Raw genomic sequence first — 24,284 nt, forward strand, 5'->3', positions numbered from 1 at the left:
GATCGGGTCACCCCGCGCGGGAGGCCTCCGCGCATAGCCGCCACTCGGTGACGACCGCGCGGTGGTCGCTTCCCTCGACCGCGAAGCTCTCCCAGCCCACCGGATCGGCCCCTCGGGCGAAGGTGTGATCGATCGCCGTGAAGGCGGGCACCACCTTCTCTTCGGGCCAGGTGGGCCAGGGGATCGGCCCCGCAGCCTCGGCACCGGTGCGCAGCCCCGACGACAGCCGGCGAAGCGCCGGGTGGGCGAACGAGGCGTTGAAGTCGCCGGCGATGATGAGGGTGTGATCGGGGGTCTGGTCCACCCACGCGGCGATCTCGTCGAGTCCGCTGAGCCAGCCGTTCGGTTGCCACACCGGCGGGGGCGGGTGCACGGCGGCCAGTCGCACCTCGCCCGCCTCCGGCACCGTCGCGATCGCGCTGACCTGGTCGAACTCGCTGCCGGGCACGTCCTCCTCGGACGACAGCGGGAAGGCGGAGAGGATCACGCTTCCGCTCGCCTGGCCCTGCGTGACCTCGCGGGTGCGGTGGGGGAGCGCGGCGGCGAGATCGGGCTCGCTCCGCACGGCGTCGATGAGGGTCTCGTCCACCTCGACCAGCGCCACCGCATCCGGCTCCGTCGTCCGGATCAACTCGGCCAGGCCGTCGGGATCGGCACCGGAGAGCTTGGCGTTGAACGACAGCATGGTCATCGGCGTGCCGGCCTGGCATGCTTGCTGCGCCTCGACGGGGGTGAGGGTCGGGATGCCGCTGATCGCGGCGCCGATCACCAAGACCAGCGCCGCAAGCCACAACCGCACGAGCATCGAGATCACGGCGAGCACGAGGAGGCCGACCGCGGCCAGAGGAACGAGCGCCTGCGCGATCGGGATCGCGGCCACTCCGCGGATCTCGAGATAGGGAAGCGCGGCGACGGCGAGAGAGATCACCAGCGCGATCGTGGTCCCCACGATCACCTGTCGCCGTGTTCGCCGACGGGCGCCGGGTCGTGCGCTCTCCCTGGTCATCACCGTCATCCTGCCACCCGGCTCCCGCGCGCTGACTGGGAGGAGACGGTAGCCGCCCTCTCCGCGTTGTGACGGTCGGTCGACTGCTACGGTCGGATCCGGGACATCGCCGGGTTCGGCGGGAGACGAGGAGTCCGTGGCCAAGGACAGTGAAGCCGAGATCATCGCCGAGGCTCGGCAGATCCTGGGAAATCAGGAAGAGGTCATCGCGGCCGGACACTTCGGTCTCGCGAACCTGATCATCGCGCAGATCGCCGGTGGAACCGCCGGCGGCGTCGCCGCAGATTCCGTCTGGGACAGCGGCACGAGCTCCGCTTTGGGTGTCGGACTCGGCGGCCTCGCGGCTGTGAAGGCATCCGCCGAAGCGCAGGGGGTCACGATGAAGATGATCGTCGCGATCACCCCCGAGCAGATCCACCTGCTCAACCGCGACACCGGCGGGCGCCTCGACTCCGAAGTGGCGACCTTCCGCCGTGACGCCGTCGACATCCACATCGCGAACATCGGCCTCAGCCGGATCCTCACGCTGACCGACCGCCCCACCGGGCACGCCGTCGAACTCCACGGCTCGGTCTCCTGGCTGTCCGCGCAGGCGAAGGGCGACAAGGTCGTGCTCGACCTCCTCGCGCACGACGCCACCGCATCCGACTGACCCGGGTCGGCCCAGTTCTGCCACGGTTTCATCTCACGGGCATCGCGCGCGCCTGCGACTCTCGCGTCTCGACTCGTTCGACGTCCGTCGCCGCGGCACTCGACAGAAACGCACCCAACGCCGGGGCGTGAGCGATCTCCTCCGAGACGGGATAGATTCGCAGGACTGCATCGACGCCTGAATCTGGGGGGATTCGCCGCATGACAACAACGGCTACGCCGCGTCCCGCATCGTCTTCTTCACCGAGGCCTGTGAAGAAGACACCGATCTGGGCGAAGGTCCTTCTTGTCGTCGTGATTCTCGCGTCGATCGCCGGTGCCGCTCTGGTGAGCTTCAACGTGGGGAAGTTCTTCGGTGCCACGGAGTCGCGCGACACGCAGGTGATTCGCTCGATCACCGGGGAGGAGCAGGTGATCCTCGTCACCGCGGGGATGACGGATGTTCAGGAGGAGAACGGCGAAGGTCTCACGCTCGCGATCGGTGACTGGGACTTCTTCACACTCCCCGGTAGCGAGCGGTCAGTGCTGGTCCGCTACGAATACGACGCGAAGTTCGGGATCGAGGGGAAGGACGTCGCGATCACCCGGACGGGTGACGGCTCCTACCTCATCACAATCCCGGAGTTCGTCTACCTCGGCTACACCAACCCCGATCTGAGTGTCGCGCACGAGGAGAACGGCTTCCTCAGCTGGACGACACCCGAGATCGACACCACGGCGGTGTTCGAAGAGCTCTTGTCGGAACAGGCTGTGGAGCAGCACATCGATGGCTTCCAGCTGACGCTGGAGGATCAGGCGGAGCTGTTCTACACGCGGATCGTCCACGCGATCGACCCTGCGATCACGCTCCAATTTCACTTCACTGAGTGAGTTCCAAATGCCGCGACAGAAAGAAGACCCGCCGATGCCGAACGAATCCGGAACGCAGGATCACGAGTCGGCTGAGGCGGTCGAATCGACACCATCGACTCCCGACATCGACGAGCAACCGTTCCTCGATGCAACCTCCGACGCGAAGTCGCGCTATGGGCGGTTCAATCTTGCTGTGATCGGCGGCTCCGGTGTCGGAAAGTCCTCGCTCGTGAACGCTGTCTTCGGCCGTGATTGGGCGAAGACGGGCAAAGGCCTGCCGGTCACGCGTGGCGTGCAGTACTTCAACGATGACTCCCTCGGCATCTGGGATGTGGAGGGTTTCGAGATCGGTTCCCAACTGCGCCCACGGGAGCAGCTCAAGAACCATCTCGCGGCCATCGCTAAACATGACGCGGACCGTCAGATCGCCGTCGTCTGGTACTGCGTGAAAGCGACCGATGACCGACTCACTCCGGCCGACATCGAGATGATCCGAGAGCTCGATGACGAAGGGCTGCCCGTCATCCTCGTAGTGACCAAGGTGGACTGGGGGCCACGCAACCCGATCACGGGCAATCGATCGGTGCCGAAGGGTGTCGAGGAGTTTGTCGAATGGCTGCAGAACCCTGTCGATGAGAACGACGTGGCGCTGAACATTCCTTATCGGTGCGTCATCCTCACCTCTACTCGCGATCGGAACGGAAAGGAATCGAAGCATGGCCTCGGTGAGCTCGTCGCTGAGACCCTCGCCCTCGCACCCGAAGACGAGAAGGATGCCTTTCGCATCGCGCAGCGACTCAACCTCCCCTGGAAGCGGGACATGGCGCGAACGGTTGTCGCTGCGGCGTCGGCCACAGCTGCCGGAGCTGCCGCCGTACCCGTTCCCGTCGCAGATGCCGCGGTTCTGGCGCCGATCCAGCTCGGAATGATGGGTCGCATCGCCACCATCTACGACCTCGAGATCAAGACGATGCTCTCCGCGGGCGCGCTTGCACAGGTCGGTGTGCAGCTGGCAGGGCGCGCGCTTGCGAGCAGCCTGTTCAAGCTGATCCCCGGCGCGGGAAGCGTCATCAACGCCGGTGTCGCCGCAGCGCTCACCGCCGCGACCGGGGAGGGCTGGACCCGTCTGTGCGAGCAAGTACACACCGGCAAGATTGAACTCGACAAGGTGAACGACTCGGTGGGCGACTTTGTCCCGGGTTTCCTTGATGTCATCCGGAAGATGGCCGAACAGAAGGTCTCGAGATCGTAGTCGACATGGGTGCATGGCAGTGGATGTGACCGTGGTCGGTGGCGGGATCTCGGGCCTTGCGTGTGCGCGGGCGGTGACGGCCGCCGGAAAGTCAGTCCGCGTTCTCGACCGCGGCCGTCGTGTCGGTGGGCGTCTGGCAAGCCGGACGCTCTGGGACCGACCCGTCGACCTCGGCGCCTCCTACTTCGTGGTCGGTGAATCCGCGCCGTTCGAACGGGTCGTCGCCGAGTGGCGTGAACGGGGGCTCGCCCGGCCGTGGACCGACACCTTCGCCGTGATCGGCGCAGACGGTGACCAGACGCATAAGAGCGGGCCGATGCGCTGGGCTGCTCCGCGCGGACTTCGCTCCCTCGCGGTGGACCTTGCGGAGGGTCTCGACATCTGTGCCGAGACCACGGTCGCGGCGGTCGAGCCGTACCGCGTCGACGGTGAGGACGCCGGGGAGGTCGTCCTGGCCATGCCCGGGCCGCAGGCGGCACGCCTGACCGCACGCGCGCCCGGTGCCGACGTGGACTGGGAGCCGGTCATCGCCGTCGCACTGCGGTGGGACACGCGCCGGTGGCCCGCCGATCTGCACGGCGCGTTCGTCGACGACCATCCCGACGTGGCCTTCATCGCCGACGACGGTGATCGACGCGGTGACGCCGCACCCGTGCTCGTGGTGCACACCACGACGTCGCGCGCGCGAGACCACCTCGACGATCCGAACGGCGCGGTCCCCACCGTCATCGCGGCCACGCGCGACCTGCTGGGCATCGAGGTCGACCCCGTCGCGACCTACGCCCACCGCTGGACGTTCGCCCGCCCCACCCGCACGACGGGCGAACCGTTCTTCTCCACACCCGGGCTCTCCTCCTGCGGCGACGCCTGGGGTGACCGTTCGGCCGTGCGCACCGCGTGGGAATCCGGGCACGCCCTGGGCCTCGCGCTCGCCGGTGCATAGCAGGCGGAAACGGACGGTGATCTCCGCCCGCGTGGCCGGCGGACGATAATCGTCGGATGGAGTACGAGCTCGACGACGATCCCGCACGGATCCAGCCGGATGTCGTGTGGAAGTGGCTGTCGACCGAGGCCTACTGGGGCCGTGAGCGCAGCCGCGCCGATGTCGACACGCAGATCGCCGCGGCCTGGCGCGTCGTCGGGGCCTACCGGGCCGACACGGGCGAGCAGGTCGGCTTCGCCCGCGCCGTCTCCGATGGTGTCAACATCGCCTATCTCGCCGACGTGTTCGTCATCGACGGCCACCGGGGCAACGACCTCGGCAAGCGGATGCTGCAGCTCATGGTCGAAGACGGCCCCGGCCGGGATTTCCGTTGGGTGCTCTTCACCGCCGACGCGCACGGGTTGTACCGCCAGTTCGGCTTCGATACCCCCGACGTCACCGCGATGGTGAGGCCCGCCCGATGACGACGAGGCTCCGACGACCCACGCGTGCGCGACGCGCGGCGACCTCGGTCCCGGCCCTCGTGGGACGCGTCGTCGTCCCCGCCCTGGGCGTGACGGCCGCGTTCGCGGCGGCGGGACGCGTGATCCGGCGAATCGGCGGCGACGAGCCGCGCGAGGATCGCGCTGTGCGGGCGTTGCAGGAGCGATTCGGCCACCATCCCGACGTGGCGGGCGCGGCCCTCACCGCCGAGTCTGATGTCACCGCCGCCGCCCGCGAGCGGATCGACCGCGTCACCGCACCGCTGTCGTGGTACTCCGGGGTGCCGCAGACGATCGCGAACGGGGCGATCTGGTGCGGCGTCACGTGGCTACTCACCCGCCGTGCGCGTTCCGCGATCGCACCCGGCGCGGCGCTCGCTGTCGAGACCGCGTGCTTCGTCAGCTCCGCGGCGCTGGTGGGGCGGCTCCGGCCGCAACGGGTGTGGCGTCCGGAGACGCCGCACGGCACGGCGTCATTCCCCTCCGGCCACACGGCGGCCGCCTTCGCGCTCCACGGCACGCTCGCCGACCTGCTCGATCGCCATCGCGGTGGCGCCGGAATCCTCGGCCCGATCCTGCGGTACGGAATCCCCTCCGCGATCGCGTTCTCGCGGATCTACCGCGGCCAGCACCACATCTCCGACGTGGTCGCGGGCGCCCTCCTGGGGCGGTGGACCGCTGCCCACGTGCGCCGCGAGCTCGTCGCGTCGTAGGCGCGGAATACTCCGCCCGGCACCCGCCGTGCGCGTGGGTTACGCCGCGGGTATCCTGGCCGGCTCATCGACGATCGGACCCGATTCGCGCGCTGCGGAGGCGAAGTCGGCGAGCAGCAGCTGCAGCTGGGCCGGATCGCTCTCCGCCTCCTCGGGATGCCACTGGACCCCGACGATCCACCGCGCGTCCTGACCCTCGATCGCCTCGACGACTCCGTCGGGGGCGATCGCGCTGACCACCAGCCCCGTGCCGAGCGTGCCGACGGCCTGATGGTGCCCCGACCGCACGTCGTGCGCCCCGGCTCCGAGGACCTCGGCCAGGTGGGTGCCAGCGTGGATCTCGACGGGGTGGGTGACCATGTCCTGATTCGGTTCGCGGTGCATCCCGTCGCCGAGGTCCTGGATGAGGGTTCCGCCGCAGACGACGTTCAGCAGCTGCGTGCCGCGGCAGATCGTCAACAGCGGAACGCCCCGCTCGAGGGCGCCGCCGATCAGGGCGGCTTCGAAGGCGTCCGCGGCGGCATCGGCCGAGTCCATCCAGGCGCCGTCGGGGTGCGCGCCGTACAGGGCCGGATCGACATCGGCCCCGCCGAGCACGATCACGCCGCGGGCCGCGGCGACGAGGTCGTCGGCGTCGGCGTCGGGCGCGGCGGCGTTGACCCACCGCGCATCGAGCCCGGTGGCGGAGATCGCCCGAGCCGCTCCCTGCGCGAGGGCGCGCAGCTCGTCGGCGAAGGCCGCGTCATGTCGCGCGGTCTCGCTCGCGTACGAGACGACGACGGGGATCATCGCGTGCTCCGCGGGAAGCTGCGCGGGGAGGGTCGGGCCGTTCACGAGCACAGCCTACGTGCGCACGTGTTTCGTGCGCGGGTCGTCAGACCGCGGTGGGGGCGAGGGAGTGGACCACGTGCGCCATCGGCGCGAGTTCGGGCCGTGCCGCGGCCTCGTCGAGGGCCCGTTCCAGCGCCGCGTCGTGCACCGGCCTCGCCCGCTCGAGCAGGTCGCGTCCGTCCGAGGTCAGCTCGGTGTAGATGCCGCGACGGTCTTCGTCGCAGAGGATGCGGGTGAGCAGCCCCCGGCTCTCCAAGCGGGTGACCAGTCGCGTCGTCGCACTCGGGCTGAGCGCGGCGGCGCGGGCGAGCTGCTGCATCCGCATGTGCCACCCGTCTTGACGGTTCAGCGCGTCGAGCACCGTGTATTCGACCACCGACAGGGCGATGTCGTCGGTTCCCATGGCCTTCTCGAGTTCGGACTCGATGAGTCCGTGCAGTGCCGCGAGGGTGCGCCAGCCCTGTGCGCGCACTTCGACGGCGTCGTCGGCGATGCCCATGTGCCCTCCTCGTCGAGCGTGCGGAAAGTACTTGCTTGCGCGTTCTAATTGCGTGTGCAATTATCTTCATCGCGGATGCAATATCCCGCGCTTGCAACTACCCCGATCCTAACAGGAGAAGCCCTATGCCCCTCGGCTTGATCGCGCTCGCTCTCGGCGCGTTCGGAATCGGACTCACCGAGTTCGTCATCATGGGACTGCTGCCCGAGGTCGCGGCCGACTTCGCCGTCAGTGAGGCCGCCGCCGGATGGCTGATCTCCGGCTACGCCCTGAGTGTGGTCGTCGGTGCCCTCGGCATCACGGCCGCCACCACGAGACTGCCCCGCAAGCCCGTGCTTCTGGGTCTCATGGTGCTGTTCATCATCGGCAACGCCATCACCGCACTCGCGACCACGTACGACATGGCGATGCTCGGCCGCATCGTCGCGTCGCTGTGTCACGGGGCGTTCTTCGGCATCGGCTCGGTCGTCGCCGCCGGCCTCGTGCCCCCTGAGAAGAAGGCCGGCGCCATCGCGATCATGTTCACCGGACTGACCGCCGCCAACGTCATCGGTGTGCCCTTCGGCACGTTCATCGGACAGCAGTACGGATGGCGCATGGCGTTCTGGGTGATCGTCGTGATCGGTGTGGTCGCCTTCGCCGGAATCGTCGCGCTCGTCCCGCGTGGCGACAGTGCCGCGACGCAGGTAAGCCTTCGTCGCGAACTCGGTGCCTTCCGCTCGACCCAGGTGTGGCTTTCGCTGCTGCTCACCGTGCTCGCCTACGGCGGCGTCTTCGGTGCCTTCACCTACATCGCCTACACGCTGACCGAAGTCAGCGGCTTCGCCGCGACGACCGTGCCGTGGCTGCTCGTGCTTCTCGGGGTGGGCCTTGTGCTCGGCAATGTGGTGGGCGGCCGCCTCGCCGATCGCTCGATCGACGGCGCCCTCACGGGCCTGATCGTCACGCTCGTCGTCGTGCTCGTGGGCTTTGCGCTGACGGCGGGATCCCCCGTCGCCACCGTCGTTTCGCTGTTCCTCATGGGCGGTGTCGGCTTCGGGCTGGTGCCGGGCCTCCAGAGCCGCGTCATGGCCTACGCAGGGCACGCGCCCACGCTCGCCTCCGGCGCGAACATCGGAGCCTTCAACCTCGGCAACGCGCTCGGCGCGTGGGCCGGCGGACTCGGTATCTCCGCGGGCCTGGGTTACACCGCTCCGATCTGGATCGGCGCGATCATCACGAGCGCCGGGCTCCTCGTGATGATCCTGGCGCGCACGCTCACCCGCCGCGGCCCCGGCGGCGGCGAGGCGACCCCCGACGTCGTGCCCCCGACGCGCCTCGACGAGGACACCCGGCCGATCCTCACCGTGTGAGCGGAAGCCGTCACGGCCCGAGCGGGTCCGAGGGGCCGTTCGTCGTGACCTGCTGGACGTCGTGGAACAGCTCCATGACGCGATCGTCGAGGTCCACCTGGGTCATCAGCACGGAGATCGTGCCGTCGGGGTCGACGAAAAAGTCCGTACCCAGTCCGCCCGACCAGCCGAACCGTCCGACATGCTCGCCACCGGTGTGCACGCCGACACCGAAACCCCACCCCATCTGCTCCCAGAATCCGGGGAAGAAGCTGTCGGGGAGCTTCAGGTCGTCGGCGACCTGGTCGGAGGTCATCGCCGCCACCGAGGCCGGCGCCAGCATCGGTTCCCCGTCGATCATGGCGCCGCCGGTGAGCGCGTGGAGGAAGCGCACATAGTCGGCGAGGGTCGACACGAGCTCTTCGTGGCTGACATCATGCGCGGGCGGACCGGCGTAGAAGCCGCCGCCGGCCGGCTCGCCCTCCACGAGGCGCCCCTCGTCGCGACGGGAGGTCGCCGGTAGCCGATGCGCCGCCTCGTGCGGCACCCAGAAGCCGGTGTCGACCATCCCGAGCGGGGCGAACATGTCGTCGCGCAGATGCTCCGGCGTCGTGCGGCCGGTAACCCGCGAGATCAGCACGCCGAGGATGGAGAAGGAGTGGTGATAGCGCCATCCCTCGCCCGGCGCGAACGCCAACGGAAGTGCCGCCGTGCGGGAAAGCCATTCGCCGGCATCCAGGCCACTCGGCACCGGCCCGGCCTCGACGCCGGTTGCGACCATCTCGCGTGCCAGCGGCGAGTCGGAGGTCATCATGCCGTACCCGCTGGTGTTGGTGAGCAGGTGGCGCATCGTGATCGGGCGCGGAGACGGGTGGGTGTCATCAAGCGGGGCGTCGGGGTAGGACAGCACGACGCGGTCGGCGAGCTCGGGGAGCCACGGGTCGACCGGATCGTCCAACCCGATAAGCCCGCGTTCGACGAGGCGGAGCGCGGCGACGCTCGTGACAGCCTTGGTCATCGACTGGATGCGGAAGATGGCGTCGGGCTCCAGGCTCGGCCCGTCGAGGGACGACGATCCGGCCGCGACCGGGCGAAGATCCCCGCCGGCCGGGACGACGGCCGCGACGGCTCCCGGCACCGTGCCGCGGTCGACATGCCGCGCGAGCAGCTGTTCGAGGGCTTCGGTCATGGGCACCACAGTGCCACGATCATGGGTCGAGCGGGGGTGTCACGGCGCGGAGTGCTTGCGATGTGAGAATAGTTCTCGATAAAGGTGCAGCGGGGATCATCGGTCGCTAGGATGAAGAACTACGACGTGCCGAAGTTTCGATTCCACCGAGGGGAAGTCCATGGTTGCCCGCATACGTTTGACGCTCGGCCTCGGGGCCGTGGCCGCCATCTTCGCCACCGCGGGGTGTGCCGCAGACATGACTCCGGCCGGCGGCGACGGCCCCCTCACGGTCTACGCGACGACCGGCTATCTGGCCGATGCCGTCGCGAACATCGCCCCGGACGCCGAGGTCACCACGATGGTCGGACCGGGCGGTGACCCGCACACCTACCAGCCCTCCACGCGGGACATCCAGAAGATCCAGACCTCCGATGCCGTGCTCTGGAACGGCCTCCACCTCGAGGCGCACATGATCGACCAGCTCGAGAGCCTCGGCGACCGTCAGCTCGCCGTCGGCGACCAGCTCCCCGAAGAGCTGTTGCTCGCCTGGCCCGACACCGACGACGGCGGGGAGCTGTTGCACGACCCCCACGTGTGGAACAGCCCCGAAGCCTGGACCCTGGTGGTCGGGTACGTCGCCGATCACCTGGCCACGATCGACCCCGATCGCGCCGACGAATATACGCAGAACGCAACCGTCTATCAGGAGCAGATCGCCGCGGCCGCAGCCGAGGCCGAGGCGATGCTCGCCACCGTGCCTGAACCGCGCATCCTCATCACCGGCCACGACGCTTTCGCCTACTTCGGCGACACCTACGGCCTCGACGTGCACGCGACCGACTTCATCTCGACCGAAGCGGCCCTCAGCGCCGAAGAACTCAGCGATCTCGCCTCGCTGATCGCCGAGAATGAGGTGCCCGTCATCTTCCAAGACAACCAGGCCAACCCACAGGCGATCACGAGCCTGCAGGAGGCGGTGCGCGCCCTCGGGTGGGACGTGGAAATCTCCGACGAAGAGCTCTACGCCGACTCGCTCGGTGCCGACGCCGGCGTCGACACCTACCTCGGGGTGTTCGCGCACAACGCCACGGCGGTCGCCGAAGCCCTCGGGAGCCCCGAGTGAGCCCCCGCTCCGACTCCGCTGCCGGCGATCCTCGGGTGACATCGCCGGCAGCGGCCTGCGCCACGAGCAACCTCTCGGTGGCCTACCACTCCGAACCCGTGCTCCGCAGTGTCGACCTCGCCGTTCCGCAGGGCGTGGTCATGGGCGTCGTCGGCCCCAACGGCGCCGGAAAATCCACGCTCATCAAGGCGATGCTGGGACTCGTGACTCCCCTGACCGGGTCGAGCACCTTCTTCGGGCAGCCCCTCGCGGCCGTGCGCCAACGGGTCGGATACATGCCGCAGTCCACGAGCGTCGACTGGGACTTCCCGACCACGGTGCTCGATGTCGTCACCATGGGCACCTACGGGACACTCGGATGGATCCGCCGACCCGGCCGGCGCGAGCGAGACCGGGCCCGGGCCGCCCTGGACAAGACCGGCATTCTCGAGCTCGCATCCCGGCAGATCGGCGAACTCTCCGGCGGCCAGCGGCAGCGCGTGTTCCTGGCCCGCACCCTCGTGCAGGCACCCGATCTGTACGTCATGGATGAGCCGTTCCAGGGCGTCGACGCCCGCAGCCAGCAGGCCATCGTCCGGGTGCTCCACGACCTGCGCGCGCAGGGGAAGACCGTCGTGATCGTGCACCATGACCTTGCGACCGTGCGCGAGTACTGCGACCACGTCACCCTGCTCAATCGCCGCGTGGTCGCCTCCGGACCGGTGGACGAGGTCTTCACCGCCGCCAACATCCGCACCGCCTACGAGGTCACCGACGGCGACGCCGGCTTCCTCGAGTTCGCCTCGTGAGGGCGGCACCGTGAGCCCGGTGGAGTTCTTCGCCGACCACACCTATCGCATGGTGTTCTTCGGCACGATGACGATCGGCCTGGTCGCCGGGGCACTGGGCACCTTCGCCTACCTGCGCAAGCAGTCCCTGATCAGCGACGTGGTCTCGCACGCCGCGCTTCCGGGAACCCTGCTGGCGTTCCTCGCGGCGGTGGTCGTGTTCGGCACCGACGGGCGCAACATGATCGGCCTCATCCTCGGCGCCGTCATCGTCGGCACGATCGCGGCTCTGCTCGCCAACGCCATCACCCGCACCTCGAAGATCCGCATCGACACCGCGATGGCCGTCTCTCTCACGATCTTCTTCGGGGTCGGGATGCTGTTGCTGCGCATCGTCTCGAACGGCTCGTTCCCGGGGAAGGGCGGCATCCAGGACTACCTGTTCGGCAATGCGTCGGTGATCACCATCGCCGACCTGGCCACCAGCATCGGCGTGGGCGCGATCGCTCTGCTCCTCATGATCGTCTTCTGGAAGGAATTCGCCCTGCGCACCTTCGACCCCGACCACGCCACCGTGCTCGGGTTCGCGCCCCGGGTGATCGACGCGCTCATGTTCACCACGATCGTCATCGCGACGGTGATCGGGGTGAAGGCCGTCGGGCTCGTGCTGATGGTCGCCTTCGTCGTCACCCCGCCCGCCGCCGCCCGGCAGTGGACGCGCACCCTCCCGGGGATGGTGATGGTCTCGGCCGGCATCGGCGCGGTCGGCAGCGGGCTCGGCGCCTACCTCTCGGTCGCGCTCGGGCGGATCCCCACCGGGCCGCTGATCGTGCTCACCCTGTTCGCGATCTTCGTCTTCTCGATGCTGTTCTCCCCGCGGCGCAGTATCGTGCTGCGCGCCATCCGCCGCTCGCGCGCACGAGCCGACCTCAAGCGGGAGCTCCAACGGGAGGCGGCGATCCGATGAGCTTCCTCGTCGCAACGGTGCTACTCGCCGTCGTCACCGCGGTCGCGTGTGCCCTGCCGGGCGCCTTCGTGGTGTTGCGCAAGAACTCGATGCTCGTCGACGCGATCAGTCACGCCGTACTGCCGGGCATCGTGCTCGGATACTTCTTCACCCGCGACCTCGACTCGCCGCTGCTCGTGTTCGGGGCGGCGCTGGCGGGGTTGGTCGTCGTGCTCGGCAGCGAATGGCTCAGCCGGACCGGACTGCTCACCGGCGACGCCCCGCAAGGTCTCATCTTCCCTGCGCTGTTCAGCGTCGGGGTCATCCTCGTCACCCTCAACTTCGCCGACGTGCACCTCGACACCCACGCCGTCCTCGTCGGTGACCTCAATCTCGCGGCGTTCGTGCCGATCGTCGTCGGCGGCGTCTCGATCGGCCCCGCCTACCTTTACCTGATGCTCGGCGTGCTCGCGCTGAACATCGCCTTCCTCGCGGCCTTTTCTGCCCGCCTCACCCTCACCACGTTCGACGCCGCCTTCGCCCGGACCATCGGCATCCGCACCGGTCTGCTCAACGGCGCGTTCATGCTCCTGGTCTCGGTGACGGTGACCGCCTCGTTCAACGGGGCCGGAGCCATCCTGGTGGTCGCGCTGATGATCGTGCCGCCGGCGACCGCCTATCTGATCAGCAGGCGGTTGTCGGTGATGATCACCCTCACGGTCGTGATCGCGGTCTTCGGTGCCCTCGCCGGATTCTGGCTGGCGTATGTGCTCGATGCGGCCACCAGCGCCGGCATGGCGGTGTTCTACGGGCTGATCTTCATCGCGGTGTTCGGCCTCAGCCGCCTCACCCGGCGCGGCAGTCGCGCCCGCGCGCTCGCGGCGATGCAGGCGCGCCCGGTGGCCCGCCCCGCGGCTCAGGAGGCCGGCGTGACCCACACGGCGTCGGTCGCGGCACGCCCCAGCGGGAACGGCGAACCTCCCTCGACGGCGACGTTGAGCACGTCGGAGTAGGGGGCGCCGGCGTCGGTCGCCAGCACAGTCCCGTACGCGACACCGTGTTCGGCGAAGTACTGCAACAGGCCCGGATCGTCGTCCGAGATGCGCTCGACACGCACCCGGCCGCCCGCTGGCGCGCTCGACAGCAGCACGGCGTCCGGGCGGGTCACGGTGCCGTCGGCGGCGGGGATGGGGTCTCCGTGCGGGTCGCGCTCGGGGCGCCCGAGTCGCTCGTCGATGCGGTCGACCATGAAGTCCGAAACGGCATGTTCGAGTGCCTCCGCCTCGTCGTGCACCTGATCCCACCGGTAGCCGAGCATCTCCACGAGGAAGGTCTCGATGAGGCGGTGCCGACGCACCATGGCCACCGCGAAGGTGTGGCCCTCTGCCGTCAGGGATACCGCACCGTAGGGGGCGTGCTCGAGCAGGCCCTGCTCGGTGAGCTTGCGCACCGCGTCCGACGCCGTCGACAGTTTGACGCCCACCCGCTCGGCCACACGCGTGGGCGTCACCGGCTCATCCGACCACTCGCTGAGCCCCCAGATCGCCTTCAGATAGTTCTGGCTGCTCGTGGACAGCGTGGAGACCGACATGCCTCGAAATTACCAAACATCGGTGTTCGAACCACCGAACATCAGCCTGTTCGTCTACGCCGTGCCGGCGGTGGCGATCGAGGCGCGCTCCTTCCAGGTCTTCGCCGTGACGCGGTCCAGGTCGACCTGGCGCCGCATCGCCTGAGCCTTCTCGTACAGCGACGGATCGCCGTAGCTGGTGAGCACCTTCACGATCACCGGCAGCAGCTCGATCATGAAGAACAGCAGCGCGATGAGGAGATGCGCCCAGCCGATCGCGGGCTCCTCCTCGGCAAGACGTTCCATCGCGCTCATCTGGCTGAGGAGACCCGTCGCGCCGGAGTTGCCCGAGGCGACCGACTCGGCCTGTTCGTTGTATGCCGCCAGCGCCATGTCATATTGTTCCCGCGCGAGGGGCAGCTCGTCTTCGGCCTGCTGCTTGTTCAATTCCGATGCGCTCGCGGCCGCATCGGCGCTGGCGCCGTTGGCCGCCGTGAGGGCGTTCTGTGCCTCCAGCAGCTGCGCCGCGGTCTCGTCGTAGGCGGCCTGGGCGGCGGTGAGCTGAGCCTCGGCGGCCGCCGAGCTGGACCCTTCCCCGGTGACGCCGGAACAGCCCTCGACCTCGCCGGCGCCTGTCCCGGTGAGCTCGCACTGGTACAGCAGACGGGCCTCGTCGATGACCTCCTGCTTCTCGGCCAGCTGCGCCGTGAGCTGATCGACCGTGGCCTGCGCCGCGGCCGCCTCGGCGGAGGTCGACGATGTGCCGGCGACGATTCCGGTGGCGGCCTGGTTTTCGAGCTCGGCCACACGTTCGGAGGCCGCCTCCAGCGCCTGCGCCTCGGGACCGTCGGCGACCGCGGTCTGATCCTCGAGCGCTTGGACCACGTTGGTCGAGTTCATCTCGCGCGCGATGTCGTTCTGGAAGATCTGCAGCACGAGAGGTTCGGCCACGACGATGCCGATCAGGGCGGCCATCAGGATGCGCGGGAACGCCAGCCCCAACAGGCGCCACGGGTTGCGCGTCGAAGTCATCGTCGAGGTGAGGAACCGGTCGAGGTTGAAGATGATCAGCGCCCACACCAGCGCCAGGGGAACCGCGATCCACGCGACGATCTGCACGCCCGTGAGCAGGGCGAAGAACATCGACAAGGCCGAGACCACCGCGGTGCCCAACAGGACGAAGAACATCTGCACGAACCGAGGCGTCTCAGCCGGCACGTCGTCGAGGATGTCGCCGTCCGCACCGCCGAGGATCGCCAGCCGTCGCGTCCACGGCATGCGACGCCGACGGCCCTCGCGGGTTCGTCGACCGCGGGGTGCGAGTTCCTCCGCGGCCTCGGGGTCGACCGAGTCGGTGCGATCGACGGGGACGGTGACGGATTCGGAGACGACCGGCTCGTCGGGGGTGAGCGGATCGCGGGTGTCGGCGGAGGCGTCGACGGGTTCGATGGTCTCCTCGGGCACGGGCTTCAAATCGGAGAGGTACTGGGGCTCGTCGTCACCGTCGACCGGGAACTCGATCTGGCCGTCGGAGCCGAACCGGCCGGGGCGATGAGCGGAATAGTTCACCGCGTCACCCTGCACGATCTCGCTATGGCCCCCCTGGGCGAACGCCCCACGGCGCCCGAACATCCGCCGACAGAGAAGGTGCTGACCGGCGTCGGCATCACCCCTCGACGGGGACCGCGCGCCGGGTCGGCGCGGTGATCACCTCGAGCAGGTGCGGGCCGAGTTGGCGATCGGTTGCGAGCACCACGCGGGTGCGCACACCCGGGTGATCCACCGCCCCCAACCGCTGCCCGCGGAGATCGACCACGGTCTGTCCGCGTCCCGGTCCATCGGTGGTGTCCACCACGACCGGCACGCGCGGTGCGACCGTCGGAGTCACGCCGCCGGCGGCGACGGCCGCCGCGAGCGGGTCGTGCAACGCGGAGCTGCGGGTGCCGTAGGTGGGCAGGTAGAAGTCGAAGTAGTGGTCGAGGATCTCGCCGAGCGCGCGGGCCGCCGGCACATCCGAGGCCAGCAGCGCCAGACGGTCCTCCTCGTGCAGGACGTTCTCCATCGTCACATCCAACGGCACGATCGTGAGGTCCCACCCGGCCTCCACCACCGCTGCGGCCGCCTCGGGGTCGTTGCCGATGTTCGCCTCGGCGACGGCCGTGATGTTGCCGGGGGCCCGCGCCGCACCGCCCATGATCGTCACCGCCCGGATGCGCGAGGGCAACGTCGGATCCTCGCGTAGCGCCAGCGCCAGATTCGTCAAGGGCCCGATCGCGACGATGTGCAGGTCACCGGTGTGCTCATGCGACATCTCGATCAGCAACCGCGCCGCCGACACCTCCACCGGTTCGTGCGGTGAGGGGGGCAGATCGACGCCGCCGACACCGTTCTGCCCGTGGATGTGCGGCACACCCCCGTCGTACGCCTTGGCGAGATGGTCGCGGGCACCGATCGCGACCGGCACCTCTGCCGCGCCGAGCAGCGCCAGCAGGTCGAGGGAGTTCCGTGCCGCCTGCTCACTGCTGGTGTTGCCGCTGACGGTGCCGACGCCCACCAGGCGCACCGCCGGCGACGAGACGAGATAGGCGAGGGCGAGGGAGTCGTCCACCCCCGTGTCGCAGTCGAGGAAGACGGGGGCGGAGGCAGTGGCGGGGACGTTCATCCCGTTGAACCTACCCGCGCCGGATCCTCCCGATCGGCCCGGAAAGGGCATCCGGGGCGAATCTTCACGCGGTGGAAACAGACGGCGGCTACCGTCGGAGCACACGCACGGAAAGCGACGCCCTCCACGGGTGGGGAAAGCCTGATGCGGCAACCCACCGCGGTCGCCCGGACCGCCTTCACCGAAGGAGTCACCATGACGTTCCACGTTCCCTCCGTCGACATCTCCGCCTACGTCGGAGACGGCTCGCCCGAAGAGCGCGCCGCCGTCGCCGCGGCCATCGACCACGCCTGCCGCACCGTCGGGTTCATCCAGATCCACGGGCACGGCATCCGGGCCGAGATCATCGACGGGCTCACCGAGGCGATCGACGCGTTCTTCGAGCTCGACCTCGACACGAAGAAGACCTATCGGACGCCGCCTGAGATCAACCGCGGCTACTCGCCGCCGAAGTCAGAATCGCTCTCCCTCTCCCTCGGCGTCGAGTCGGCCACGCGCATGAACGACTTCTTCGAAGCGTTCAACGTCGGCGCGACCGCCGCCGACTACCCGGACTCCCCCGACCTCCCGCAGCCCGACTACGCCGACAACGTCTGGCCCGACGTGCCCGGCTTCGAACAGAAGGTGCAGACCTACTTCGGCGAAGCCGCCCGCGTCGCCCGCACCATGACGAGCATCTTCGCCGACGCGCTCGGTCTGGAGCCGGAGTTCTTCGCCGCGCGCACCGGGCACTCCCTCGACGTGTTCCGCATGAACAACTACGCCCTCCCGCCGGGCACCGACGTCACCCTCGACGGCGATCTCACCGGCATGGGCGAGCACACCGACTACGGCATCGTCACGATCCTGTGGGCCGACCAGGTCCGCGGGCTGCAGGTGCTCGGCACCGACGGCACGTGGAACGACGTGCAGCCCGAAGAGGGTGCCCTGCTGATCAACCTCGGCGACGTCACCGCGCGCCTGACCAACGAACGCTGGATGTCGACACTGCATCGCGTCAAGCCGCCGGTGATCGGCGGGACCATCGAGCGTCGCCGCAGCGCCGCGTTCTTCCATGACGGCGACGTCGACGCCGTCATCCGCACCCTTCCCTCGTGCATCGACGACGAACACCCCGACCTGTACGAACCGGTCACCGTCGGCGAGCACATCGCCGCCAAGCTCGCCGGGTCCCGCGCCGGCGTGCGCAACATCACCGCCGAACGCGAGTCGGCGCGCGTCCTGGCCAGCCAGCGCTGAGGTCGGTCACCACCGGTCGGGGCGCCGCGTCAGACGGCGAGGGAGCTGAGGAAGATCAGCGCCATCGGGGCGACCATCACGACGCCGAGGACGGCGGCGGTGATCGACCAGCGGATCCGCGACGCGCGGCGCATCCCGACGATGATCCCCACCGTCGCCAAGGGCAACACCAACACCGCCAGCAGGGCCGTGAAGGGGAACAGGACGAGCAGGTACCACCACACCAGATTGAACGCGGGTATCAGCCCGATGAGAACCACGGCGAGGGTCGGCACCAGGCCGATCGCCGCGATGATCGTCGCGACGATGCCGTACACATCGCGTTTCGGGCGCGGCGGAGGGCTCGACCAGGCGACCGGGGTGTCCGCCGAAGTCGGCGTGGCGCCGGACGATGCGTCATCCGACTCGGGTGCTGCGGGTGTGGTCATCGGATCCCCTCCGGTCGGTTGAGAGCCTAGGGCCACGCCCCGTCACCGCGCCATCTCGCCCGGGCGCCGGCGTCGCGATCAGGAGAACAGCCGGCGCCACACGTTCGTGTCGGCCAGGTCGAGCAACTCGTCGCCGCGCCCCGACATCACCGTGCGCAACGCGTAGAGGGCGAACCCCTTTGCCTGCGCGGCGCTGATCGACGGGGGGATGGACAGCTCCTGACGGGCGACGGCGACGTCGACCAACGCCGGCCCGGGCTCCGCGAACGCCCGCTCGAGCGCCCCACGCAGATCGCCCGGTTCCTCGACACGGATGCCCGTGATCCCGACAGACTCCGCCACGGCCGCGAAGTCGGGATTGTCCAACCCGGTGCCCCAATTGACGATCCCGGCCGCCTTCATCTCCACCTCCACGAAGTTCAGCGACGAGTTGTTGTACACGACGATCTTCACCGGCAGGTCGTTCTGACGCAGCGACAGCAGATCGCCCATGAGCATCGCCAAGCCGCCGTCACCGGCCAGCGCGACCACCTGACGATCCCGATCCACCGCCTGCGCACCCAGCGCGTGGGGAAGCGCGTTGGCCATCGAACCGTGCGAGAACGACCCCACCAGATGCCGCTCCGCATGGATGTGCAGATACCGGGCGGCCCATGTCACGGGCGACCCGACATCGGGCACGAACACGGCATCCGGATCCGCCACCTCGTCGACCAGCCGCGTCAGGAACTCCGGATAGATCGGCGCCTTGCCGTCGTCGGTGGCGAGCTCGTCGAGCTCCCGCCGCGTCTTGGCGTAGTGGTCGAGCGCAGACGTGAGGTGGCCGCTGTCGCGGCCCACGCGCAGCAGCGGCAGGAGGGCGCGGGCGGTCTCGCCGACATCGCCCACGATGCCGAGATCGACCGGTGCGCGACGCCCGAGCTGCTCACCACGCACGTCGACCTGGATGATCGTCGCGTCAGCCGGATAGAACTGCCGGTAGGGAAGGTCGCTGCCGAGGATCAGCAACGTGTCGCACTTCTCCATCGCCCGATAGCCCGACGCGAAGCCGAGCAGACCCGTCATACCGACATCGAACGGATTGTCATGCTCGATGTACTGCTTGCCGCGCAACGCATGCACGATCGGCGCCTGCAACCGGTCGGCGAGGGCGATCACCTCATCACGCGCACCCGCCACCCCCGCCCCCGCGAGGATCGTCACCGCCTCCGCCGCATCCAGAAGTCCCGCCGCGGCCGACAACTCACTCTCGGCCGGCACGATCCGCGGCTGAGCCGCCTGGATCGCGGCGGCCGGTCGGCGATCAGGCGCATCTGCGAAGAAGATGTCTCCCGGGACCACGACGACCGCGACCCCGCGCTTCTCCACCGCCGTGCGCATCGCCGTCTCCAGCACCCACGGGAACTGCGACGGGTCGGCGATGAGCTCGCAATAGTCACTGCACTCGCGGAACAGCTCCTGCGGATGGGTCTCCTGGAAGTAGTTCGACCCGATCTCCGACGACGGGATGTGCGACGCGATCGCCAGCACCGGCACGCGACTGCGGTGCGCATCGAACAGGCCGTTGATGAAGTGCAGGTTCCCCGGACCGCAACTGCCGGCCACCACCGCCAGTTCCCCGGTGACTTCGGCCTCCGCGGCCGCGGCGAACGCGGCGGCCTCCTCGTGCCGCACATGCATCCAGTCGATCCCGCTGGTGCGCAGCGCATCTGTGAACGCGTTGAGCGAGTCCCCCGGAAGCCCCCACACGCGCTCGACCCCGGCGCGTTCGAGGATCTCGACGGACTGCTCGGCGATGGACTGGGCCATGGTGCTCCTCGATTCCGGTCGGTCTACGCGGCCCACCATAGGGAGGCGCGACCGTTCGGGATCGAGGGGTCGACACCCGGCGGCGGTAGCGTGAGAATGTGCGCGCACTGGTCATGGAGGAGATCGCCGGACCCCTCGCGGTCCGCGACGTGCCTGCGCCCGTGCCACCGCCCGGCGGCGTGGTCGTCGAGGTCCGGGCCACGGGCCTGTGCCGCAGCGACTGGCACGCCTGGGTCGGACACGACGACATCACCCTCCCCCACATCCCCGGACACGAACTCGCCGGCGTCGTCCGCGCCGTCGGGGCCGGCGTGGAAAGGTGGCGGGAGGGCGACCGGGTGACCGTGCCCTTCGTCTGCGGGTGCGGCCGATGCCGCTGGTGCCGCCAGGGCGACGCGCACGTGTGCCCCGACCAGCAGCAACCCGGATTCACACACGCGGGATCGTTCGCCGAGCTCGTCGCCCTGCACGCCGCCGACACCAACCTCGTCCGCATCCCGGACGCGGTCTCCTTCGACGCCGCCGTGTCGCTCGGGTGCCGCTTCGCCACCGCCTTCCGGGCCCTCACCGCCCGCGCCCGCCTGGCCGCCGGGGAATGGGTCACCGTCGTCGGCGCCGGAGGGGTCGGCCTCAGCGCGGTCATGATCGCCAAGGCCCTCGGCGCGCGGGTGGTCGTCGTCGACCGCAGCGACCGCGCGCGGCAGACCGCCGCTCGGCTCGGCGCCGACCACACCGTGTCGGCGACCGAGACTGACGTCCCGGCACGCATCCACGACCTCACCGACGGGGGCGGCGACGTCTCCATCGACGCCGTCGGAACCGAACAGGCATGCGTCGACGCCATCCTCTCCCTCAGACGTCGTGGCCGTCACGTGCAGATCGGCCTCCTCCCCACCGAGAGCGGCCTGTCGCCGGTTCCGATGGCACGCGCGATCGCGTGGGAACTCGACCTGCTCGGAAGCCACGGCATGGCCGCCGCCGACTACCCCGCCATGCTCGACCTCATCGACCGCGGCGACCTGCGACCACAGGAGCTGATCGAACGGGTCGTCCCCCTCGAGGAAGTGGCCCGACTCCTCCCCGCCCTCGACACCCACTCGCCTGCGGGCATGACCCTGATCGACCCGAGCCGATGATCACCGACACGCCGCCTCCCCTCGACCCCCACGCTCCCGACCTGCCGGGAAGCGCCGTCATCGCGCAGCGGTGGAGCAAGGCGATGTTCCTCCACTGGCGCGTCGCCCCCGACCTCATCCGCCCCCTCCTTCCGCCCGGCATCGAACCCGACGTGTTCGACGGCTCGGCCTGGATCGCGCTCGTGCCCTTCGTGCTGTCGGATTTCCGCTTCCTGCCCTTCGGACCCGTGCCGCGGCTCGGCACATTCCACGAGATCAACATCCGCACCTACGGCATCGACCGTGACGGACGCCGCGGCGTGGTCTTCCAGACCCTCGAAGCCCAGCACCTCGTGCCCGTGTTGACGGCGCGGGCACTGTTCGGCCTGCCCTACCGGTGGGCGCAGATCGGCATGCGCGACGAGTCGGAGGCCCGGGTGCGCGAAGTCCGCTCCCGCCGCCGCAGCCCGAGCGGACGACCCGGAGCACCCCGCACGCGCATCCGGGTCGCGATCGGTGAGGCACCCGTCGACACGCCCCTCTCGCGATTCCTCACCGCCCGATGGGGTTTCCACGAGCGTCACCTCGGCCGCACCATCTGGGCCGCGAACGAACACGAGCCCTGGCCGCTCGTCGACGCCGAGCTGCTCGCGCTCGACGACGACCTCCTCGCCGCGGCCGGGTTCCCCCACCTCGCCGCCCGCCCACCCGACTCCGTTCTGGCCATGCCGTTCGACCACCCCGGACTCATCACCCGCTTCGCCGCTGCCCGCCGCGTCTGAGTCGACCCCCTTCGCCCCGCTCGGTTGTCCCGTCTGGCAGTTCCGGTGAACAACACAGGAGATCTGGCCGGATCCGGCGCGAAACCCGGGTCGACGCCGCTCTCTGGCTCACTTCTCCTGTGTTCTTCACACCGTCGCCACGTCGCCACGTCGCCACGTCGCCACGTCGCCACGTCGCCACGTCGCCACGTCGCCACGCCGGCCGCGTCGCTGCCCACCGACCCACCGGCCCGGCCGCGACGCTGCCTGTCGAGTCCGCGCCACCGCGCGACTCGTGAACAACACAGGAGATCCGCCCGCATCCGGTACACGGCATGGGTCTTGTGCCGCGGCCGACCCACACGCTTCCTGTGTTCTTGACGTCGACCGCGGCCGGTCCGCTGAGGCCGAGGCTGCGGGCCCGCGGCCGCGCTCTGCCAAAGTGGACGTGTCCCGACCGGAGATCAAGTTTCCATGAGTACACCTCCACCCTCGCCCACTGCCGCCGACGCCGAGCGGGCTCCCACCCGCAGGGAATGGGGTGCGCTCGCGGTCCTCTCCCTCGGCCTCGGCCTGATCGTGCTCGACGGCACGATCGTGGGCGTCGCACTTCCCGACATCATCGCCGACCTCGGCCTGGACCTGACCGACGCGCAGTGGGTCAACAGCCTCTATGCCGTCCTGCTCGCCGCCCTCCTGCTGTCGACGGGACGACTGGCGGATCGGTGGGGGCGCAAGCGCCTCTTCCTCGCGGGCATCGTGATCTTCGCGGGCGGCTCGCTCCTGGCGGCGCTCGCCGGCTCCGCGGCACCGCTCATCGCCGCTCGTGCCGTGCAGGCGATCGGTGCCGCGCTGATCATGCCGTCGACGCTGTCCACGGTCAACGCCGTGTTCCGCGGACGCTACCGCGCCGCCGCTTTCGGGGTGTGGGGCGCGGTGATATCCGGTGCCGCAGCGGTCGGCCCGCTCGCCGGGGGTGCACTCACCCAGTACGCCTCGTGGCACTGGATCTTCCTCGTGAACATCCCCCTCGGCATCCTCGTCTTCATCGCCGCCGTCCTCACGGTGCCCGAGACCACGGGAGCGAAGGGGCGTCCCGGTGCCGATGTCGACGGCGCCCTGCTCAGCGCAATCGGGTTCGGTGCACTCGTGTTCGCGGTGATCGAAGGGCCGGACCTCGGCTGGTGGACACCGGCATCCGAGTTCGTCGTCTTCGGGTGGACCTGGCCCGCCGACGCACCGATCTCGATCATCCCGATCATGTTCGTCGTCGCTGCGACGGCCTTGGCGCTGTTCGTCGTCTGGGAACGGCACCGCGAGAAGGTGCGCCGATCGGCGCTCCTCGACCTCAATCTCTTCCGCCTTCGCACGTTCTCGTGGGGCAACATCACCGCTGCCGCGGTGGCCGTCGGCGAGTTCGCCATCATCTTCGTGCTGCCGCTGTATCTCATCAATGCGCTCGGACTCGACGTCATGGGTGCCGGGCTCGTGCTCGCCGCGATGGCGGTCGGAGCATTCTTCGCGGGGGCGGGTGCCCGGCACCTCGCCGCGCGATTCGGCTCCCCCGGGACGGTGCTGATCGGTCTGACGTTGGAAGTGGCGGGTGTGGTGGTGCTCGCCCTCATCGTCCAGGCGACGACCCCCGGGTGGATCGTCGCGCTGCCGTTGGTCGTCTACGGGCTCGGCCTCGGGCTCGCTTCGGCTCAGCTGACCGGCACCGTCCTGCGCGACGTGCCGGTGGAAGTGTCGGGCCAGGGGTCGGCTACCCAAAGCACGGTGCGCCAGGTCGGCTCCGCGCTCGGCACAGCTTTCGCGGGAGCCGCCCTTTCCGTCGCATTGGCGATCACGCTCCCGTCCTCGCTCGCGGACGCCGGGATCAGTGGCAAGACCGCCGACACCCTCGCGACGAGCACCCGCGACTCCGCGGGCACGACCATCTCGCAGCTTCGCGCCGAGGGCACCTCGAGCTCTCTGGGTGACCAGACGACCACGGCCGTCGACGCGCTGGCATCCGGCTTCGCGGACGGAACCCGCTGGGCCCTTCTGGTCGCGTCGGTCTTCCTGCTCCTCGGTCTCGTCGGGGCTTTCCGCCTCCGCCGCGCCGCCGCGAAATAGTGAGTGCCCCCCGCGTAG

Annotated in this window: 24 protein-coding genes; 15 read left to right on the forward strand and 9 right to left on the reverse strand. The window is 69.4% G+C overall.

What is annotated here, in order from left to right; all coding sequences use genetic code 11:
• Nucleotides 1–7: 7 nt before the first annotated feature.
• Nucleotides 8–1,006, reverse strand: a complete 999-nt coding sequence (locus ABD204_RS04265; RefSeq protein ID WP_194423432.1) for an endonuclease/exonuclease/phosphatase family protein — start codon at nucleotides 1,004–1,006, stop codon at nucleotides 8–10.
• Between the two features lie 136 nt (nucleotides 1,007–1,142).
• Here ABD204_RS04265 and ABD204_RS04270 point away from each other — a divergent pair, with 136 nt between their 5' ends.
• From ABD204_RS04270 to ABD204_RS04295, 6 genes are all read left to right on the forward strand, one after another.
• Nucleotides 1,143–1,658, forward strand: a complete 516-nt coding sequence (locus ABD204_RS04270; protein WP_194423433.1) for a hypothetical protein — start codon at nucleotides 1,143–1,145, stop codon at nucleotides 1,656–1,658.
• Between the two features lie 251 nt (nucleotides 1,659–1,909).
• Nucleotides 1,910–2,527 (forward strand): hypothetical protein, encoded by a 618-nt coding sequence (locus ABD204_RS04275; protein ID WP_194423434.1) that lies wholly within the window; start codon nucleotides 1,910–1,912, stop codon nucleotides 2,525–2,527.
• A gap of 34 nt (nucleotides 2,528–2,561) precedes the next feature.
• Nucleotides 2,562–3,761, forward strand: a complete 1,200-nt coding sequence (locus tag ABD204_RS04280) for a GTPase family protein (protein ID WP_194423435.1) — start codon at nucleotides 2,562–2,564, stop codon at nucleotides 3,759–3,761.
• 13 nt (nucleotides 3,762–3,774) lie between these two features.
• A complete protein-coding gene (locus ABD204_RS04285; RefSeq protein ID WP_194423436.1) occupies nucleotides 3,775–4,704 on the forward strand; it encodes an NAD(P)/FAD-dependent oxidoreductase in 930 nt (309 codons plus the stop codon).
• Nucleotides 4,705–4,760: 56 nt separating this feature from the next.
• Nucleotides 4,761–5,168 (forward strand): GNAT family N-acetyltransferase, encoded by a 408-nt coding sequence (locus ABD204_RS04290; protein WP_194423437.1) that lies wholly within the window; start codon nucleotides 4,761–4,763, stop codon nucleotides 5,166–5,168.
• Nucleotides 5,165–5,899 carry a phosphatase PAP2 family protein gene (locus tag ABD204_RS04295; protein WP_194423438.1) on the forward strand — a complete coding sequence of 245 codons (735 nt, stop codon included), beginning with the start codon at nucleotides 5,165–5,167 and terminating at the stop codon, nucleotides 5,897–5,899. The genes ABD204_RS04290 and ABD204_RS04295 overlap by 4 nt, the downstream gene beginning before the upstream one ends.
• 39 nt (nucleotides 5,900–5,938) lie before the next feature.
• Here ABD204_RS04295 and ABD204_RS04300 read toward each other — a convergent pair whose 3' ends face one another.
• Together ABD204_RS04300 and ABD204_RS04305 are read right to left on the reverse strand one after the other, a co-directional pair.
• The gene (locus ABD204_RS04300; protein ID WP_194423439.1) at nucleotides 5,939–6,733 is read right to left on the reverse strand and encodes a gamma-glutamyl-gamma-aminobutyrate hydrolase family protein; all 795 of its coding nucleotides are present in this window, start codon (nucleotides 6,731–6,733) and stop codon (nucleotides 5,939–5,941) included.
• Between the two features lie 40 nt (nucleotides 6,734–6,773).
• Nucleotides 6,774–7,229 (reverse strand): MarR family winged helix-turn-helix transcriptional regulator, encoded by a 456-nt coding sequence (locus ABD204_RS04305; protein ID WP_194423440.1) that lies wholly within the window; start codon nucleotides 7,227–7,229, stop codon nucleotides 6,774–6,776.
• 125 nt (nucleotides 7,230–7,354) lie between these two features.
• Between ABD204_RS04305 and ABD204_RS04310 the strand changes: the two genes are divergently transcribed.
• Nucleotides 7,355–8,581: an MFS transporter gene (locus tag ABD204_RS04310; protein WP_194423441.1), complete on the forward strand. Its 1,227-nt coding sequence runs from the start codon at nucleotides 7,355–7,357 to the stop codon at nucleotides 8,579–8,581.
• 10 nt (nucleotides 8,582–8,591) lie between these two features.
• Here the strand turns inward: ABD204_RS04310 and ABD204_RS04315 are convergent, their stop codons facing one another.
• Entirely contained in the window at nucleotides 8,592–9,749 is a 1,158-nt protein-coding gene (locus ABD204_RS04315) for a serine hydrolase domain-containing protein (RefSeq protein WP_194423442.1), read from the reverse strand.
• Nucleotides 9,750–9,909: 160 nt separating this feature from the next.
• Between ABD204_RS04315 and ABD204_RS04320 the strand changes: the two genes are divergently transcribed.
• Genes ABD204_RS04320 through ABD204_RS04335 form a run of 4 tightly spaced genes read left to right on the forward strand, consistent with a single transcriptional unit; the run spans nucleotide 9,910 to nucleotide 13,580 of the window.
• A complete protein-coding gene (locus ABD204_RS04320; protein ID WP_194423443.1) occupies nucleotides 9,910–10,854 on the forward strand; it encodes a metal ABC transporter substrate-binding protein in 945 nt (314 codons plus the stop codon).
• A gap of 35 nt (nucleotides 10,855–10,889) precedes the next feature.
• Nucleotides 10,890–11,642 carry a metal ABC transporter ATP-binding protein gene (locus ABD204_RS04325; protein WP_194423444.1) on the forward strand — a complete coding sequence of 251 codons (753 nt, stop codon included), beginning with the start codon at nucleotides 10,890–10,892 and terminating at the stop codon, nucleotides 11,640–11,642.
• A gap of 10 nt (nucleotides 11,643–11,652) precedes the next feature.
• Complete coding sequence (locus ABD204_RS04330; protein WP_194423445.1) at nucleotides 11,653–12,588, forward strand: metal ABC transporter permease; 936 nt, start codon at nucleotides 11,653–11,655, stop codon at nucleotides 12,586–12,588.
• The gene (locus tag ABD204_RS04335; protein ID WP_194423446.1) at nucleotides 12,585–13,580 is read left to right on the forward strand and encodes a metal ABC transporter permease; all 996 of its coding nucleotides are present in this window, start codon (nucleotides 12,585–12,587) and stop codon (nucleotides 13,578–13,580) included. The genes ABD204_RS04330 and ABD204_RS04335 overlap by 4 nt, the downstream gene beginning before the upstream one ends.
• Here ABD204_RS04335 and ABD204_RS04340 read toward each other — a convergent pair.
• The 3 genes from ABD204_RS04340 to ABD204_RS04350 all read right to left on the reverse strand — a co-directional run bounded on the left by ABD204_RS04340 (nucleotide 13,484) and on the right by ABD204_RS04350 (nucleotide 16,799).
• Nucleotides 13,484–14,158, reverse strand: a complete 675-nt coding sequence (locus tag ABD204_RS04340) for a metal-dependent transcriptional regulator (RefSeq protein WP_194423447.1) — start codon at nucleotides 14,156–14,158, stop codon at nucleotides 13,484–13,486. The two genes, ABD204_RS04335 and ABD204_RS04340, sit on opposite strands and share 97 nt — an antisense overlap.
• A 54-nt stretch (nucleotides 14,159–14,212) precedes the next feature.
• A complete protein-coding gene (locus ABD204_RS04345) occupies nucleotides 14,213–15,706 on the reverse strand; it encodes a DUF4407 domain-containing protein (RefSeq protein ID WP_194423448.1) in 1,494 nt (497 codons plus the stop codon).
• A gap of 97 nt (nucleotides 15,707–15,803) precedes the next feature.
• Nucleotides 15,804–16,799: a nucleoside hydrolase gene (locus tag ABD204_RS04350; RefSeq protein WP_194423449.1), complete on the reverse strand. Its 996-nt coding sequence runs from the start codon at nucleotides 16,797–16,799 to the stop codon at nucleotides 15,804–15,806.
• Nucleotides 16,800–16,994: 195 nt separating this feature from the next.
• Between ABD204_RS04350 and ABD204_RS04355 the strand changes: the two genes are divergently transcribed.
• A complete protein-coding gene (locus tag ABD204_RS04355) occupies nucleotides 16,995–18,038 on the forward strand; it encodes an isopenicillin N synthase family dioxygenase (protein WP_194423450.1) in 1,044 nt (347 codons plus the stop codon).
• A gap of 29 nt (nucleotides 18,039–18,067) precedes the next feature.
• Here ABD204_RS04355 and ABD204_RS04360 read toward each other — a convergent pair whose 3' ends face one another.
• Nucleotides 18,068–18,466 (reverse strand): hypothetical protein, encoded by a 399-nt coding sequence (locus ABD204_RS04360; RefSeq protein WP_194423451.1) that lies wholly within the window; start codon nucleotides 18,464–18,466, stop codon nucleotides 18,068–18,070.
• Between the two features lie 78 nt (nucleotides 18,467–18,544).
• On the reverse strand, nucleotides 18,545–20,275 hold the full coding sequence (gene poxB, locus ABD204_RS04365) for a ubiquinone-dependent pyruvate dehydrogenase (protein ID WP_194423452.1): 1,731 nt from the start codon (nucleotides 20,273–20,275) through the stop codon (nucleotides 18,545–18,547).
• Nucleotides 20,276–20,373: 98 nt separating this feature from the next.
• Between poxB and ABD204_RS04370 the strand changes: the two genes are divergently transcribed.
• From ABD204_RS04370 to ABD204_RS04380, 3 genes are all read left to right on the forward strand, one after another.
• A complete protein-coding gene (locus ABD204_RS04370; protein WP_194423453.1) occupies nucleotides 20,374–21,411 on the forward strand; it encodes a zinc-binding dehydrogenase in 1,038 nt (345 codons plus the stop codon).
• Nucleotides 21,408–22,172 carry a YqjF family protein gene (locus ABD204_RS04375; protein WP_194423454.1) on the forward strand — a complete coding sequence of 255 codons (765 nt, stop codon included), beginning with the start codon at nucleotides 21,408–21,410 and terminating at the stop codon, nucleotides 22,170–22,172. The genes ABD204_RS04370 and ABD204_RS04375 overlap by 4 nt, the downstream gene beginning before the upstream one ends.
• Before the next feature lie 453 nt (nucleotides 22,173–22,625).
• A complete protein-coding gene (locus ABD204_RS04380; protein ID WP_194423455.1) occupies nucleotides 22,626–24,266 on the forward strand; it encodes a DHA2 family efflux MFS transporter permease subunit in 1,641 nt (546 codons plus the stop codon).
• Nucleotides 24,267–24,284 lie beyond the last annotated feature (18 nt).

It is taken from the genome of Microbacterium aquimaris (assembly GCF_039531285.1).
GTDB classification, from domain to species: Bacteria; Actinomycetota; Actinomycetes; order Actinomycetales; family Microbacteriaceae; genus Microbacterium; species Microbacterium aquimaris.

Excerpts from the sequence above, each read along its gene's own strand:
- ABD204_RS04265 (WP_194423432.1), bottom strand. The coding sequence starts at position 1,006 with ATGACCAGGGAGAGCGCACGACCCGGCGCCCGTCGGCGAACACGGCGA.
- ABD204_RS04280 (WP_194423435.1), top strand. The coding sequence starts at position 2,562 with ATGCCGAACGAATCCGGAACGCAGGATCACGAGTCGGCTGAGGCGGTC.
- ABD204_RS04285 (WP_194423436.1), top strand. The coding sequence starts at position 3,775 with ATGGCAGTGGATGTGACCGTGGTCGGTGGCGGGATCTCGGGCCTTGCG.
- ABD204_RS04290 (WP_194423437.1), top strand. The coding sequence starts at position 4,761 with ATGGAGTACGAGCTCGACGACGATCCCGCACGGATCCAGCCGGATGTC.
- ABD204_RS04295 (WP_194423438.1), top strand. The coding sequence starts at position 5,165 with ATGACGACGAGGCTCCGACGACCCACGCGTGCGCGACGCGCGGCGACC.
- ABD204_RS04305 (WP_194423440.1), bottom strand. The coding sequence starts at position 7,229 with ATGGGCATCGCCGACGACGCCGTCGAAGTGCGCGCACAGGGCTGGCGC.
- ABD204_RS04310 (WP_194423441.1), top strand. The coding sequence starts at position 7,355 with ATGCCCCTCGGCTTGATCGCGCTCGCTCTCGGCGCGTTCGGAATCGGA.
- ABD204_RS04315 (WP_194423442.1), bottom strand. The coding sequence starts at position 9,749 with ATGACCGAAGCCCTCGAACAGCTGCTCGCGCGGCATGTCGACCGCGGC.
- ABD204_RS04320 (WP_194423443.1), top strand. The coding sequence starts at position 9,910 with ATGGTTGCCCGCATACGTTTGACGCTCGGCCTCGGGGCCGTGGCCGCC.
- ABD204_RS04335 (WP_194423446.1), top strand. The coding sequence starts at position 12,585 with ATGAGCTTCCTCGTCGCAACGGTGCTACTCGCCGTCGTCACCGCGGTC.
- ABD204_RS04340 (WP_194423447.1), bottom strand. The coding sequence starts at position 14,158 with ATGTCGGTCTCCACGCTGTCCACGAGCAGCCAGAACTATCTGAAGGCG.
- ABD204_RS04350 (WP_194423449.1), bottom strand. The coding sequence starts at position 16,799 with ATGAACGTCCCCGCCACTGCCTCCGCCCCCGTCTTCCTCGACTGCGAC.
- ABD204_RS04355 (WP_194423450.1), top strand. The coding sequence starts at position 16,995 with ATGACGTTCCACGTTCCCTCCGTCGACATCTCCGCCTACGTCGGAGAC.
- ABD204_RS04360 (WP_194423451.1), bottom strand. The coding sequence starts at position 18,466 with ATGACCACACCCGCAGCACCCGAGTCGGATGACGCATCGTCCGGCGCC.
- poxB (WP_194423452.1), bottom strand. The coding sequence starts at position 20,275 with ATGGCCCAGTCCATCGCCGAGCAGTCCGTCGAGATCCTCGAACGCGCC.
- ABD204_RS04375 (WP_194423454.1), top strand. The coding sequence starts at position 21,408 with ATGATCACCGACACGCCGCCTCCCCTCGACCCCCACGCTCCCGACCTG.
- ABD204_RS04380 (WP_194423455.1), top strand. The coding sequence starts at position 22,626 with ATGAGTACACCTCCACCCTCGCCCACTGCCGCCGACGCCGAGCGGGCT.